11 protein-coding genes are annotated in these 14,241 nt (G+C 62.0%); 7 read left to right on the top strand and 4 right to left on the bottom strand.

Going from position 1 to position 14,241, the window contains the following annotated elements:
- Window positions 1-41: 41 nt before the first annotated feature.
- The 3 genes from AC1DD5_RS12110 to rpsA all read left to right on the top strand — a co-directional run bounded on the left by AC1DD5_RS12110 (window position 42) and on the right by rpsA (window position 4,185).
- Complete coding sequence (locus AC1DD5_RS12110; RefSeq protein WP_477521562.1) at window positions 42-1,382, top strand: GNAT family N-acetyltransferase; 1,341 nt, start codon at window positions 42-44, stop codon at window positions 1,380-1,382.
- A 63-nt stretch (window positions 1,383-1,445) separates the two neighbouring features.
- On the top strand, window positions 1,446-2,504 hold the full coding sequence (locus AC1DD5_RS12105; protein ID WP_477521561.1) for a polysaccharide deacetylase family protein: 1,059 nt from the start codon (window positions 1,446-1,448) through the stop codon (window positions 2,502-2,504).
- 205 nt (window positions 2,505-2,709) lie between these two features.
- Window positions 2,710-4,185 (top strand): 30S ribosomal protein S1, encoded by a 1,476-nt coding sequence (gene rpsA / locus AC1DD5_RS12100; RefSeq protein WP_216925808.1) that lies wholly within the window; start codon window positions 2,710-2,712, stop codon window positions 4,183-4,185.
- A gap of 129 nt (window positions 4,186-4,314) precedes the next feature.
- On the opposite strand, the gene AC1DD5_RS12095 is transcribed toward rpsA, so the two are convergent.
- A complete protein-coding gene (locus AC1DD5_RS12095; protein WP_477521560.1) occupies window positions 4,315-5,001 on the bottom strand; it encodes an IMPACT family protein in 687 nt (228 codons plus the stop codon).
- Window positions 5,002-5,023: 22 nt separating this feature from the next.
- On the opposite strand from AC1DD5_RS12095, the gene coaE reads away from it, so the two are divergent.
- The 4 genes from coaE (at window position 5,024) to AC1DD5_RS12075 (ending at window position 10,933) form a co-directional block, all read left to right on the top strand.
- Window positions 5,024-6,265 (top strand): dephospho-CoA kinase, encoded by a 1,242-nt coding sequence (coaE, locus tag AC1DD5_RS12090; protein ID WP_477521559.1) that lies wholly within the window; start codon window positions 5,024-5,026, stop codon window positions 6,263-6,265.
- A 30-nt stretch (window positions 6,266-6,295) separates the two neighbouring features.
- Window positions 6,296-8,392, top strand: coding sequence for an excinuclease ABC subunit UvrB (gene uvrB, locus AC1DD5_RS12085; RefSeq protein ID WP_477521558.1), 2,097 nt, complete (start codon window positions 6,296-6,298; stop codon window positions 8,390-8,392).
- Between the two features lie 166 nt (window positions 8,393-8,558).
- Window positions 8,559-9,587 (top strand): TerC family protein, encoded by a 1,029-nt coding sequence (locus tag AC1DD5_RS12080; RefSeq protein WP_477521557.1) that lies wholly within the window; start codon window positions 8,559-8,561, stop codon window positions 9,585-9,587.
- A 29-nt stretch (window positions 9,588-9,616) separates the two neighbouring features.
- Window positions 9,617-10,933, top strand: coding sequence for an MFS transporter (locus AC1DD5_RS12075; RefSeq protein ID WP_477521556.1), 1,317 nt, complete (start codon window positions 9,617-9,619; stop codon window positions 10,931-10,933).
- A 13-nt stretch (window positions 10,934-10,946) separates the two neighbouring features.
- On the opposite strand, the gene AC1DD5_RS12070 is transcribed toward AC1DD5_RS12075, so the two are convergent.
- The 3 genes from AC1DD5_RS12070 to AC1DD5_RS12060 are packed head-to-tail and all read right to left on the bottom strand — an operon-like array spanning window position 10,947 to window position 14,229.
- The gene (locus AC1DD5_RS12070; protein WP_477521555.1) at window positions 10,947-12,296 is read right to left on the bottom strand and encodes an alpha/beta fold hydrolase; all 1,350 of its coding nucleotides are present in this window, start codon (window positions 12,294-12,296) and stop codon (window positions 10,947-10,949) included.
- Window positions 12,289-12,801, bottom strand: a complete 513-nt coding sequence (locus tag AC1DD5_RS12065; protein ID WP_477521554.1) for an N-acetyltransferase family protein — start codon at window positions 12,799-12,801, stop codon at window positions 12,289-12,291. The genes AC1DD5_RS12070 and AC1DD5_RS12065 overlap by 8 nt, the downstream gene beginning before the upstream one ends.
- A gap of 45 nt (window positions 12,802-12,846) precedes the next feature.
- Entirely contained in the window at window positions 12,847-14,229 is a 1,383-nt protein-coding gene (locus AC1DD5_RS12060) for a CoA transferase (protein ID WP_477521553.1), read from the bottom strand.
- Between the last annotated feature and the right edge of the window lie 12 nt (window positions 14,230-14,241).

Raw genomic sequence — 14,241 nt, 5'->3', positions numbered from 1 at the left:
GATGGTGGCGCGCCCTCCGGCGTCTGGCTAGGCTCGGGGGCGTGGCTGATCCCAATGAAAGTTATTCCGAAACGAACTCCGCCGAGAAATATGCCGATCAATACAGGGTTCAACAATTCCCTGCTACAGCTGATCGTGAGGACCCTGCCTACTCCCGCTGTGCCGCATGGGTCCAGGCAGTCTCGCACGGCTTCCACCAGCACAGGCGTGACGAAGAGTACATCGCCAAGACCCTGGCGGCCTACCGCACAGACCAGCGTGAGTTGACCGGGGTGTACATCAACGGAGTCGTTCCCGAGCACGCTCTGGGCGTCGAGGTCCCGGTGGCCACGTACGGCACCATGCGCAAATCCCTGAATATCGGGTTTGGCCGACAACTGGAATCAAACCTGGTGACCAACGTGACTGTCCGTGGAACGCACCGGCGCAAAGGGCTGCTCCGGGGCATGATCACCGCTGACCTTGCCGGCGCAAAGGACGATGGTCTCGCCATGGCAGCGCTGACCGCCTCAGAGGGGTCCATCTACGGCCGCTTCGGTTTTGGCGTGGCTACCTTTGAACGCAGCATCAAGGTCGACACCGGCCCTCGTTTCCGCCTCAAGGGGTTGGCGACAGGAACTGTAGAGGTGGCTGACCCCGGCGTGCTCCTGGAGGTTGCGCCACAGATCTTCGGCCACGTCCAGCGTGCGACTCCTGGCTCAGTAGACCGCCAAGAGTACTATCGCTTGCTGGCTTCCGGAGCGATCGGCCATGACGGAAAGCCTGACACCGGTGTCAGAAGCGCCCTGCATTACAACGCCTCCGGAACACTGGACGGCTACGTTTCCTATCGCTTCAAGGGCTGGGATCACAAGCCCTACACCATGGAAATCGTGGACCTCGTTGCTGGTACCAATGCGGCTTATCTCGATCTCTGGCGCTTCCTTGGGAGCATCGATCTCATTGACCAGGTGACGTGGGCCGAGGCCCCCGTGGACGATCCACTGACCTGGGCCCTGGAAGATCCCAGATGCATCGACTCCTCGGACGTGCGGGACATGTTGTGGTTACGGATCCTGGACGTTCCGGCAGCGCTGTCCGCCCGACGGTATCCGGTTGCCGGAAAGCTCGTCATGGAAGTCTCGGATACACTTGGTCTGGCTGGTGGCACATGGGCGTTGGAGGCCGACGGCGGTGCTACCGCGGCCGTCACCGAGGCATCCGGCCAACAACCTGATCTCCGCATGGATGTCGCGGATCTCGCGTCCATCTATCTTGGTGCTGTGTCCCCAGCGACGCTCACTGCTGCCGGGCGGATGAGCGAAAGCAAGCCCGGTGCCGCGTTCGCAGCCCAGAAGCTTTTTGCTGTGGAACGGCCGGCGCACTGCCTCACGCACTTCTAAAAAGCACTTCCGGAAATAAGCACTTTTACAAGCGACTCACATACTCAATAGACAAGGACATCCATGGGGGATTCCAAGCGGCGGCCGTTGGCCGGCCGGCGTTCGGTGCTGCTTGGAATGGCGGGGCTGGCAACTGCAGCTCTGGCGGCTTGCGCGGACAACGGGAGAGGGGCGCTCCCGGACGCCGCCGCACCAGGGCAGATGGCCCCTGGTAGTCCCTCAAATGGGCCGGCGGTTGTCCCACCAAACGGACCCGGGGCCGGCCCTGCGACGCCACCGCCCTCCATCGCCGCGCTGTCCAGTGAGCAAGCTGCTGCTGCCCTCGCCGCCAAGGCCGGCAGCGGTGAGGGAGGCAGCGGCGACGCAGGCGACCAGAGTCCAGTGCCGCCGTCGAGCGCTCCCGCATTGCCAGCCGCCATCCCAGGCAAGCCGCAGATCCTGGCAGAATTTGGATCCCTCCGGCCGCAGGAATGGGGGCTTCACGTGACGGGTGTGGTGAACAATTCGGCATCCCGGCATGTGGCCCTCACGTTCGATGCCTGCGGTGGCCCAGGCGGAACCGGCTGTGACCACAAGCTGCTCAAGTCACTTCGCAGCCTCAACGTCCCCGCCACACTTTTCATTAACAGCCGTTGGATTAACGCGAACAAGTCACTTGCCGCGGAACTGGCCGCCGACCCCCTGTTCGAGCTCTCGAACCACGGCACACTTCACCTGCCCTTGTCAGTCAATGGCAAGTCCGCTTACGGCATAGCCGGAACGGCAAACCCTGCGGCAGTGTACGAGGAATTGATGGGCAACCAGGCCCTCATGCATGAGTTAACCGGGGTTTCCCCGCGCTTCTTCCGGCCAGGAACGGCGTTCTACGATGACGTCGCTGCCAGCATGACCCGCAGGCTGGGGATGCTGCCAGTCAACTTCACGATAAACGGCGACGGCGGGGCCACCTTTGCGCCGGCTACCGTCGCCGGGGAAGTGGCCAAGGCAGCGGCGGGAGACATCGTCATCTCGCACTTCAACAGGCCGGGCGCCGGAACTGCAGAGGGTTACGCGAGGGCTTTGCCTCGCTTGCTGGACCGAGGGATTACGTTCGCGCGGCTCGGAGACGTCCTGCCTGCATGAAGGCCTTTGCTGGCCCTGCCGGAGTCCTTTTGACCCTGCTTTGCAGATACGACTAGAATAAACGGGCGTGTACTACGTGCATGCGTCCATTTTGTATTAATCCACAAATCAGGATGACCCGGTATTTTGCCGTGTTCTGCCGTCCGGACCCGGGCGGCAGCGGTTTGCCTGACCGACTAACTATCCACAACGGAGCCCCTACTACATGACCATCACCTCCACCGAGAAGCCCGGTACCCCCGTAGTCGCCATTAACGACATCGGTACCGCTGAGGACTTCCTCGCAGCTGTCGACGCCACCATTAAGTACTTCAACGACGGTGACCTCGTCGAAGGTACCGTCGTCAAGGTCGACCGCGACGAAGTCCTGCTCGACATCGGTTACAAAACCGAAGGTGTCATCCCTTCCCGCGAGCTTTCCATCAAGCACGACGTTGACCCCGGCGAAGTTGTTGCCGTTGGCGATCAGGTCGAAGCTTTGGTTCTCACCAAGGAAGACAAAGAAGGCCGTCTGATCCTCTCCAAGAAGCGTGCTCAGTACGAGCGCGCCTGGGGCGACATCGAGAAGGTCAAGGAAGAAGACGGCGTCGTTACCGGTACCGTCATCGAGGTTGTCAAGGGTGGCCTCATCCTGGACATCGGCCTGCGCGGCTTCCTGCCCGCATCCCTCGTCGAGATGCGTCGTGTCCGCGACCTCGCTCCGTACATCGGTCAGCAGATCGAAGCCAAGATCATCGAGCTGGACAAGAACCGCAACAACGTTGTGCTGTCCCGCCGTGCATGGCTCGAGCAGACCCAGTCCGAGGTCCGCTCCACGTTCCTCAACAAGCTGGAAAAGGGCCAGGTTCGTCCCGGCGTTGTTTCCTCCATCGTCAACTTCGGTGCATTCGTGGACCTTGGCGGCGTAGACGGCCTCGTTCACGTTTCCGAGCTCTCCTGGAAGCACATCGACCACCCGTCCGAGGTTGTCGAGGTTGGCCAGGAAGTCACCGTCGAGGTCCTCGAAGTGGATCTGGACCGCGAGCGTGTCTCCCTGTCGCTCAAGGCTACGCAGGAAGACCCGTGGCAGACCTTCGCCCGCACCCACGCCCTGGGCCAGGTTGTCCCGGGTAAGGTCACCAAGCTGGTTCCGTTCGGTGCGTTCGTTCGCGTCGAAGACGGCATCGAAGGCCTCGTTCACATCTCCGAGCTGGCTGTCCGCCACGTTGAGCTCGCCGAGCAGGTTGTCTCCGTTGGCGACGAACTGTTCGTCAAGGTCATCGACATCGACCTCGAGCGTCGCCGCATCTCCCTCTCCCTCAAGCAGGCTAACGAGGGCGTTGACGCTGACAGCACCGAGTTCGATCCCGCTCTGTACGGTATGGCCGCTGAGTACGACGAAGAGGGCAACTACAAGTACCCCGAGGGCTTCGACCCCGAGTCGAACGAATGGCTCGAAGGCTACGAGACCCAGCGCGCCGCTTGGGAGCAGCAGTACGCTGACGCCCAGACCCGTTGGGAAGCCCACAAGAAGCAGGTTGCACAGCACGCTGCTGACGACGCTGCCGCTGCAACGTCCGGTGAGAGCGATTCCGGCACCACCAGCTACTCCTCGGAGCCGGCTGCTGCTGAGTCCAACGCCGGCACCCTGGCGTCCGACGAAGCTCTCGCCGCACTGCGTGAGAAGCTGACCGGCAACTAATTCCGCCACCCCTCACGGGATGCGCTGAATAGCCAAAGAAGGACCCCTGCCATGTGGCAGGGGTCCTTCTGCTTAAGCTAAGCCGGCCCTTCGAGTCCGGCTGCGGCCCCCCGGGGTTGCATAGTTGATTCAGGGCACATCGATCCACTCCGTTCCCTGCGGACTCAGAGTGCCCGTGCCTGCAGTGAGGGCCGCTACACGGGAGTGCGCCTCCGCCAAGGCGTCGCTGTTGTCCGCCAGCGCGACCCGGAGGACTGTGTGCTTGGCTTCATAGCTGGTGTTGGCCATGACAAAGCCGGATCCGCGGAGTTCGTTCTCCAAGCGTCCGGCGTCCGCGTGCGGCACGTCGATGTCGCAAAGCCGCAGCCGTCGACGCTGCACCAGGGGTGCCAGTTCCAAAGCTGCAGATACCGATTCGGAATAGGCACGGACCAGCCCGCCCGCGCCCAGGAGGATTCCGCCGAAATAGCGGACGACGACGACACTTACGTCGCTAAGGTCGGTCACCCCGGGTGCTGTCTCACGTTTGAGCAGTGCTTCCAGCATGGGAATACCGGCCGTGCCCGACGGTTCGCCGTCGTCACTGGAACGTTGAATCATCCTGTCCGGACCTACAACGAAAGCCGAACAGTGGTGCCGTGCGTCATGGAACTCGCGTCTCAGCGCAGCCACCAGGGAGCGTGCAGTTTCTTCGTCCGGCGAGCGGCGGAGAACAGTGATGAAGCGGGAACGCCGGATCTCCAGTTCGTGGCGGAAATCCGGACCTTCAGCCAACGTTGTGTAACTGGTTGCACGGCTGTCATCCTCAATTTCCACCGCTTCAGTCTAGTGTGGAGGGGTGTTGAAGATCGGGCTGACGGGCGGTATCGCCTCGGGAAAATCGCTGGTAGCTGCCAGGCTGCAGGAGTTGGGGGCCGTGCTCATTGATGCTGACCTCATTGCCAGGCAAGTGGTGGAGCCCGGAACTCCGGGGCTCGCCCGCGTAGTAGAGGCTTTTGGACCGGGGATCCTAGGCCCTGAGGGGAGACTGGACCGGCCCGCCCTTGGCGCCATAGTTTTCCAGGATCCCTCACGGCGTGAAATGCTCAACGGCATCATCCACCCGTTGGTCCGGGAGTCAGCAGCCGCAATCGTTGCCCAAGCCGCGGATGAAGACATTCTGGTCCAGGACATTCCCCTGTTGGTTGAGACAGGGCAGGGGAGTGCTTTCCATTTGGTGATTGTGGTGGATGCTCCCGATGACGTGCGGATACAACGCATGGTAGACCTTCGCGGGATGAGCCTGGAGGACGCGCGTTCCCGAATGGCGGCCCAAGCCAGCCAAGAGGCAAGAAACGCTGCAGCGGACATCGTCCTGGAAAATTCCGGCAGCCGGGAGGAACTGCTCGCCACAGTGGATGCCTTGTGGTTCGGTCGACTGCTGCCCTTCGCTGACAATTGCCGGCGGGGTGTTCGTGCCCGGCGAACAGAAGGGCCAGTCCTGTCTGCTTCCAGAACCGACTGGGGCCCGCAAGCGGCCCGACTGTCCTCGCGGATCCAGGCAGCGGCACCGGAGGACATCCTTGCCGTGGACCACATTGGATCTACATCGGTGCCCGGGTTGGCGGCCAAGGATGTCATTGACCTTCAACTGACTGTTGCCGATCTCGAGGTGGCGGATCGGATTGCGCCACGTCTGGCCGCAGCCGGATACCCGCGTGTTCCGGGCGTCGTCGCGGACACCCCGAAGCCGTCACAGCCGGATCCGGCCCAATGGCAGAAACGCTTCCATGCCAATGCGGATCCAGGACGCCCGACGAACCTGCATGTGCGCGTTGCCGGCTCGCCCGGCTGGAGATACGCGCTGCTGTTTCGTGACTGGTTGAGGGCCGAAGCTTCTGCCGTTGCCCTGTATGAGGGGCACAAGCGCGAACTTGCTGCACAACATGCCAGCGACCCCGGCACGGCTGCCTACGCCGATGCCAAAGAACCCTGGTTCACGGATGCGGCCTGGCCGCTGATGGATGAGTGGGCCAGCCGCACCGGCTGGCAACCGCCGTCGTATTCTTCTGTTGCAGCGGGACTTAAATCCGAACAATAAACTGTCGGGGTGCGGGGGTAGATTGGTGTCATGAGTCTTGCCCAGGAGATCAACCGTGTCGTCGCGCCCTTCGAAGTCGTCAGCGATTACAAACCCGCCGGCGACCAGCCGGCGGCAATTGCGGAACTGACAGAGCGCATCAACAACGGCGAGAAGGATGTTGTCCTTCTCGGCGCCACTGGTACGGGCAAGAGCGCCACCACAGCCTGGCTTATTGAGCAGGTGCAGCGTCCCACGCTGGTCATGGTTCAAAACAAGACCCTGGCGGCCCAGCTGGCCAACGAGTTCAGGGAACTCCTGCCCAACAATGCGGTGGAGTACTTCGTCTCGTACTACGACTACTACCAGCCGGAAGCGTACGTACCGCAGACGGATACGTTCATCGAAAAGGACTCCTCGGTCAATGAGGAAGTCGAGCGGCTTCGGCACTCGGCCACCAACGCGCTGCTGACCCGGCGCGACGTCATCGTAGTAGCCACAGTCTCCTGTATCTACGGCCTGGGAACACCCGAAGAGTACATCGCGGGCATGGTGACGCTCACCAAGGGCGCCGAAATGAACCGGGATCATCTCCTTCGCAAGTTCGTTTCCATGCAGTACGCGCGCAATGACATGGACTTCCACAGGGGCACCTTCCGCGTCCGTGGTGACACTGTAGAGATCATTCCCATGTACGAGGAACTCGCACTCAGAATCGAATTTTTCGGCGACGAAATCGAGAACATCTACACGCTGCATCCGGTAACGGGCGAGGTCATCCGCGAGGAAACCGAAATGTACGTCTTCCCGGCCTCCCACTACGTTGCCGGCCCGGAGCGGATGGGCCGCGCAATCTCGGCCATCGAGGACGAACTCGCAGAGCGCCTGAAGGTGCTGGAGAGCCAGAACAAGCTGGTGGAAGCCCAGCGGCTGCGGATGCGGACCACCTACGATCTGGAAATGATGCAGCAGATGGGTTTCTGCAACGGCATCGAGAATTACTCGCGGCACATCGACGGCCGTGCAGGCGGTACGGCACCGCACTGCCTCCTGGACTACTTCCCAGACGACTTCCTTCTGGTCATCGACGAATCCCACGTCACTGTCCCGCAAATCGGCGCTATGTACGAAGGGGACATGTCCCGCAAGCGCACGCTGGTGGACCACGGCTTCCGACTGCCCTCGGCCATGGATAACAGGCCTTTGAAGTGGGACGAGTTCCTTGAACGCATCGGCCAGACCGTCTACTTGTCGGCCACACCCGGCAAGTACGAGCTCGGGAAGGCAGACGGCACTGTCCAGCAGATCATCCGACCCACTGGACTCATCGATCCCGAGGTGATCGTGAAGCCCACCAAGGGACAGATCGATGATCTCCTGGGCGAAATCCGCCAGCGCACTGAACGCGATGAACGCGTCCTGGTAACTACGTTGACCAAGCGCATGGCCGAAGACCTCACGGACTACCTCCTGGGCCACGGCGTCAAAGTCCAGTACCTCCACTCCGACGTCGACACTCTTCGCCGGGTTGAGCTGCTGCGCGAGCTCCGGATGGGTGTCTTTGACGTCCTGGTCGGCATCAACCTCCTGCGCGAAGGCCTGGACCTGCCTGAAGTCTCGCTGGTCAGCATCCTGGATGCGGACAAGGAAGGCTTTCTGCGTTCAGCCACGTCCCTTATCCAGACGATTGGCCGTGCCGCTCGAAACGTGTCCGGCCAGGTCCACATGTATGCGGACAGGATCACGGACTCCATGGCGCACGCCATCGAGGAAACCAACCGTCGCCGCGCCATCCAGGTCAAGTACAACACCGACAATGGCGTTGATCCCCAGCCGCTTCGGAAGAAAATCGCTGATATCACGGACCAGCTGGCCCGCGAAGATGCTGATACCCAGGAGCTCCTGAACAACAACAGGCTGGCCAAGGGAGCCAAACGTACCTCGGGCAGCAAGGGTGCAGCCACCGTCCGGAAGGACGGACTGGCCGCGGCTCCCGCAGAAGATCTGGTTGGCCTGATCGAACAACTCACGGAACAAATGCACGGGGCCGCTGCCGAGCTGCAGTTCGAGGTCGCCGCCCGAATCCGCGACGAAGTGGGGGAGTTGAAGCGCGAATTGCGTCAAATGCAGTCCGCAGGGCACGCCTAAGGTAAGGTTGTGGTCACGTAGGGGAGTATCCCAAGCGCTATGTCCGTCAGCACGCAAGGCACAGATGCCTCGCCGGACATAGTGGGCCGCTGAATGTGCATTCACCGCACTGGCAGGCCGGAGAGACTTACACCGCTTTCCCGTACCCTGCGAAAGGCCTGCATTAATGGAGCTTCCAATCTGGTTTGAGGTCGGCTCATTCGTCGCCCTCGGCATCATCCTGCTCATCGACCTCCTCCTGGTGGTCAAACGTCCCCACGAACCATCAATGAAGGAAGCCGGCCTCTGGGTCGCCTTCTACGTTGCCTTGGCCCTGGTCTTTGCCGGTGCCATGTTCTACTTCACTGGCCCCGAATATGGCAGCCAGTTCGTCGCCGGCTGGGTTACTGAATACAGCCTGAGCATCGACAACCTGTTCGTCTTTATCATCATCATGGCCCGCTTCTCCGTGCCCCGGAAATACCAGCAGGAAGTGCTGATGGTGGGCATCATCATCGCACTGGTCCTCCGCGGTATTTTCATTGCCCTGGGCGCGGTGGTCATCGAGCAGTTCAGCTGGATCTTCTACATCTTCGGCGCCTTCCTGCTGTGGACTGCCTGGAAGCAGGCCACGGATTCCGGTGAAGACGAAGAAGAAGGTGCCGAAAACCCCTTGGTTGCGCGCCTGCGCAAGGTCCTGCCGATGTCTGAAAAGTTCGACGGCGGCAAGCTGCGCACCACCGTAAACGGCAAGAAGGTCTTCACCCCGATGGTGATCGTCTTCGTGACCATCGGAATGACCGACCTCCTGTTCGCGGTGGACTCCATTCCCGCGATCTTCGGCCTGACCCAGAGTGCCTTCATCGTCTTCACAGCCAACATCTTCGCGCTCATGGGCCTGCGCCAGCTGTACTTCCTGCTGGGTGGACTGATGAGCCGCCTGATCTACTTGAAGCACGCCCTGTCAGTCATTCTTGCCTTCATTGGCGTCAAACTCGTCCTGCACGCAATGCACGTCAACGAGCTTCCGTTCATCAACAACGGCCGCCACATCGAGTGGGCTCCCGAGATTCCTACCTTCGTTTCTTTGGCGGTCATTATCGGCACGATCGTCGTAGCAGTCGTCGCCAGCTTGCTCAGCCCGGCGGCGCGCCAGTCCAAGCTGGACGCACGGTTGGAAGAGGACTCGAAGAAGAGCTTGAGCGAAGCCGAGTAACCGGGCTGTGAAAGTTGTAGTCTCGTGAAGTGACTACCACTTCTACTACGGCGCTGGACCCCCAACGGGTCCAGCGCCGTTCTGTTTTCCTGCTCAGTTCGGCCCAGCTCCTCAGCGGAGTCGGCAACGGCGCCACATTGTCCATCGGATCGCTCCTGGCCGTGGATCTGTCCGGGTCCGAGGCGTGGGCGGGATCGATCACTACTGTCCTCACCCTCGCGGCAGCCTTGACTGCCCTACCGCTGGCACGGCTGGCGGAAGCGCGCGGACGCCGGGTGGGCCTCGTTTCTGGCCTGCTGGCTGCCATGATCGGGGCAGTCCTGGTGATGGTCTCCGTGGTGGCCGAATCATTCCCGTTGCTCCTGCTCGCTGCCGGTTTTCTCGGACTTGGTACAGCCGCCAACCTTCAGGCGAGGTTCGCCGCCGTCGACCTCGCCCACGCTGAGCACCGCGGCAGGTCACTGTCCACTGTCGTCTGGGCGATCACTATCGGAGCCGTGGCCGGTCCAAACCTCATCCAACCTGGTGCCGCAGTGGGGTCCGCGTTGGGCCTGCCACCCATTGCCGGTCCTTTCGTCTTCTCAGCCGCAGGTCTGTTCCTGGCGGCGGTGTTGCTCTTCATCGGTTTGCGGCCGGACCCGTTGCTGCTGGCGCGGCGGTTGGCCTCGGAGTCCGCAGGCTCGGGGACCCTCCCTGTCAGGGGCACTATCCGCTCCGGCCTTCAAGCTGTTCGTTCCTCGCCCCGGGCCATCCTTGCGCTTGCAGCCGTGGTTGCTGCCCACGGCGTCATGGTGGCGATCATGTCCATGACGCCCTTGCACCTGCAGCAGCTGGTGGGCGGTTCACATGCCGGCCATCACGGCGGAACAACTGACAGCACGGATGCCCTGGTAGTCATTGGGCTGACCATTTCGCTGCATATCGCCGGCATGTTCGCCCTCTCGCCGCTCTGGGGCTGGCTAACGGACAAAGCCGGCCGCATCCAGACGATCGCCATAGGGCACGGTCTTCTGCTGGTGGCAGTGCTGATCGCTGGAATCGGTCAGCAAGAGCCCGTGTTGGTGACCATAGGTCTGATCATCCTTGGCCTTGGATGGTCCGCCGCGACCATTGCCGGGTCCACGCTCCTTGCTGAAAGTGTTGCCCAAGAGCAGAAGGTAACCGTGCAAGGCGTTTCCGATACGCTCATGGGCGCGGCGGGTGCAACGGGCGGCGCCACATCCGGACTTGTCCTCGCCTGGCTCGGCTACGAAGGGCTGAACATAGCCGCCGGAGTGCTGGCCGCTGTGATGCTGGCACTGACAGCCGCCACCGCTGCCCGGGCGCGCCGTTCAATCCCTGCCTAGGACAGCTGTGGCCTCAGCGGGAACTCCGCACCAGCCCGAAAAGCCGCCCAAAGATGCCTTCGCCGTCTTCCCCGATGCCGTCATGGTGGAAGTCGTCCGTGACCCAGGTTTGAAGCCCCCGTACTGCCGCCGCGGTTTCCATTGAGAGGTCATGGTCCACGTAGATGTCGTCCTTGTAGACGGCCGCTGCCACTGGAACCTTGTTGACCGCCAACTGCTGGTGGTCATATAGGGGACACCAATCCGACTTGGCAGCCAGCAAGGCGGCTACGTCGTGGAGCGGGATCAGCGCCGGATCCTGTTCGAAGTACCAGGGGTAGACCATTTCTCCCGTGAGCAGGGGGGCCTCCGCTCCCGGCTTGAACTCGGGGAATTCTTCCAGCACGCGCCACGCTGCCCAATCCGTGGCTTCGCCCTGCCCGTAGATCGATTCATGGAGTACCGCGTACAAGGGGTTCCCTGCCCGGCTCACGAGGCTACGCACTTGCTCCAGGAACACCTCCGACAGTCGTTCACCCAAAGGTGTTTCGATGAAAGCGTCCTCCAGAAGGTAGTGCAGGGAGTCCACCCGGGTGTTGCCGCCGAGGAATGATCCCACCATCTGGAACCGCTCGGGCGACAGCCGTTCTCCGCTGGCCAGGAATTCCTCATGCTGTTCGAGGTGGCGAACGATCCTGGTGACAGTTTCGCGGTCTTCCGGATACCAGGCGAAGTACTCCGCGTTCCGCTCCGCCACCCGGCGGAAAGTGGCACGGTACACGCGCTCGGCCGGGCCATGCAGGGGAGCAAGTCCTCCCGTGATGAGGACCTCCCGCAGCCCTTTCGGGGCAAACGACAAATAAGTCAACGCGCAGAATCCACCAAAGCTCTGGCCCAACACTGACCATGGCCCGGAATCCAAGGCATGCCGAATGAACTCGGCGTCGGCCACGATTGAATCAGCCCGGAAGTGCGTCAGGTAGTCAGCCTGGGCTGCGACGTCACCGCGGAGCGCCAATGATTGTCGCTCCACAGGTGTGGAGAGGCCCGTGCCACGCTGGTCCAGCATCAGGATCCGAAAATCCTTGGCCGCCGCCTTCATCCACCCTGAAAGGGAAGTGACGCGGTTCCCGCGCCCGCCAGGTCCACCTTGGAGGAACAGCAACCATGGAAGTTTGGCGGCCTCCTCCTCTGAGTGATCGGTGGAGGAATACTCCCGTGCGAACACGGTGATCGTTTCGCCGGTCGCCTGGTCGTCCGTAACGGATTTAGCCGAATCATGGTCCAGAGGGACGGTGAAGTAGTGCTCGGCGGTTCGGACGCCTCGGAATTCATGCCGGGCGCGAATACGGTGAGCGTCGGTCACAGCTCGCATTTCAGCCATGGGCAAGAGCCTTGTTGCGGTTGCTGGCACCTGCTCCGAACTTTTCCAGCGCCTCTCCAGTCAGCCTGAACGTGGACCACTCCTCCATGGGGAAGGCGCCAAGATTCTTATAGAACTTGATGGACGGTTCGTTCCAGTCCAGGACGCTCCATTCCACCCGGGCATAGCCACGTTCGACGGCGGTCGCGGCCAGATGCTGAAGGAGCGACTTGCCGTGGCCCTCGCCACGCGCGTCCGGAACGACGTAGAGGTCTTCCAGGTAAATGCCGTGAACACCTTCCCACGTTGAGTAATTCAGGAACCACAGGGCAAAGCCCTGCACTGTACCAGCAGCGTTACAGGCCATGCTCGCGTACACCCGCGGGTTCTCTCCGAACAACGCCTCGGTCAGCAGCTCCGGGGTATTCCTGACGGCGTCGGGTTCCTTTTCGTAGATCGCAAGATCGTGGATCATGCGCAGGATTGTGGGAACGTCTTCAACGGTGGCAGGGCGGATTACACTCATGCTTCCGAGCTTACTAGGGGCCGGGCTTTACCAGGGGCCGGCCGCCTACCGCCAACGCCGTGCGGAGGAACCGTACGTGACAGGCGGTTCTTGATAAGCAATGGGAACACCGTCCACCGCGATGGGCGGACCGACGTACCGGAGACGGCCGTAGGGGCTGTCTACCTCGTGGTAATCGGGCTCTGGCAGCTCGACGTCAGTCCCGATGCCCGTCGGAAGGAGAAGTAGCTCTTCCGCTGTCCGGGCCAGCGAAAGCCGGGCCGTTCCGCCACGTCCCGTAGCCAGTCGCTGGGTCAGCAAAGCGAACACTGCCGCAGCAAGGCCATAGCCCGTGTCATGATCCAGCGCCTGCACCGGTAGCGCGCCAGGCCGCCACCCGCCGTCGTCGTAATGACCATATCGGTCAGCTATGCCGCACGCTGCCTGGACCAGACTGTCAAAACCACGTCGCCCCTGCCAAGGACCTCCGTGGCCCCATGCACTCAAGGTGGCCACCACGAGGTCCGGGCGGCGCAGCAGCAGCGCGTCAGGTGTTAATCCAAAACGATCCAGCCCGCCGTCGCGATACCCCATGATCACTACGTCTGCCATCTCCAGAAGTTCCATGACAGCAGCCAGATCGTCCGGATTCCGGAAGTCTGCTTCGGCGCTGCGCTTGTCAAAGCCTGAGTCAATGAAAGCGTCTGTCAACTCCGGAACGTGCGGAGGGTCGATCCGGAGGACGTCGGCGCCCAGGGCTCCGAGGAGCCGGGTTGCCACGGGGCCGGCAATAACGCGGGTCAGGTCCAGGACTTTCAGACCTGCCAAAGGGCGTTCCGGATCCGTGGAAGGAACCCACGACGACGGGCGGCTTGGTTCCGTGGTTGCTCCAAGGTGGCCGAAACTGATCCACGGCCCCTGACTGGCCGCTTCAAACATAGGAGCGGCTGCCCACTCTTCCCTGGTGCGGACGGCGGCAGCTACGCCGTTGTTGCCAGTAATAAGGTCTTCGGCTTCCAAAGACGTCATGGCCAGTAATGCGCGGTCCACATCGGCAGGTTCGCTGGCCGAGACCGCCTCCATAAGCCGGGCGGCGTGGTGTGGATAGTTAGCGTGGAGGCGGATCCAGCCATCAGCGGTTCTCCGGAAACCGGACAACGGAGCGAACCCTTCAGGTTTCTGGCCACCTATCCGCAGGTGCCCCAGGGAATCGAACGCAGCCGCCGTAGGTCCGGCGTCAACCGAGTACCTGTGCGTCGTTCCTGTCAACGCGTTCAGCCCCGTCGCTGCAGCCCGCACCGCACCCAAAGCCAGGCCTTCCACGTCCAGTGCAGGAACGCCATCTGCAACTGCCCACCATCGTCGCGGTCCGGTCCAGGGCGCCGTGGGTTGTGTGCTCATGACGTCCAGCGCCCGCAAGCTACTGCCGAGATCAGGGACGGATTCCACGGGACCTCCTTC

Source organism: Paenarthrobacter sp. 10L420 (assembly GCF_056395385.1).
The sequence above is the reverse complement of the archived record's forward strand: the minus strand, read 5'-3'. Positions and strand labels throughout refer to the sequence as shown.

Excerpts from the sequence above, each read along its gene's own strand:
- AC1DD5_RS12105 (WP_477521561.1), top strand. The coding sequence starts at position 1,446 with ATGGGGGATTCCAAGCGGCGGCCGTTGGCCGGCCGGCGTTCGGTGCTG.
- rpsA (WP_216925808.1), top strand. The coding sequence starts at position 2,710 with ATGACCATCACCTCCACCGAGAAGCCCGGTACCCCCGTAGTCGCCATT.
- uvrB (WP_477521558.1), top strand. The coding sequence starts at position 6,296 with ATGAGTCTTGCCCAGGAGATCAACCGTGTCGTCGCGCCCTTCGAAGTC.
- AC1DD5_RS12080 (WP_477521557.1), top strand. The coding sequence starts at position 8,559 with ATGGAGCTTCCAATCTGGTTTGAGGTCGGCTCATTCGTCGCCCTCGGC.
- AC1DD5_RS12070 (WP_477521555.1), bottom strand. The coding sequence starts at position 12,296 with ATGGCTGAAATGCGAGCTGTGACCGACGCTCACCGTATTCGCGCCCGG.
- AC1DD5_RS12065 (WP_477521554.1), bottom strand. The coding sequence starts at position 12,801 with ATGAGTGTAATCCGCCCTGCCACCGTTGAAGACGTTCCCACAATCCTG.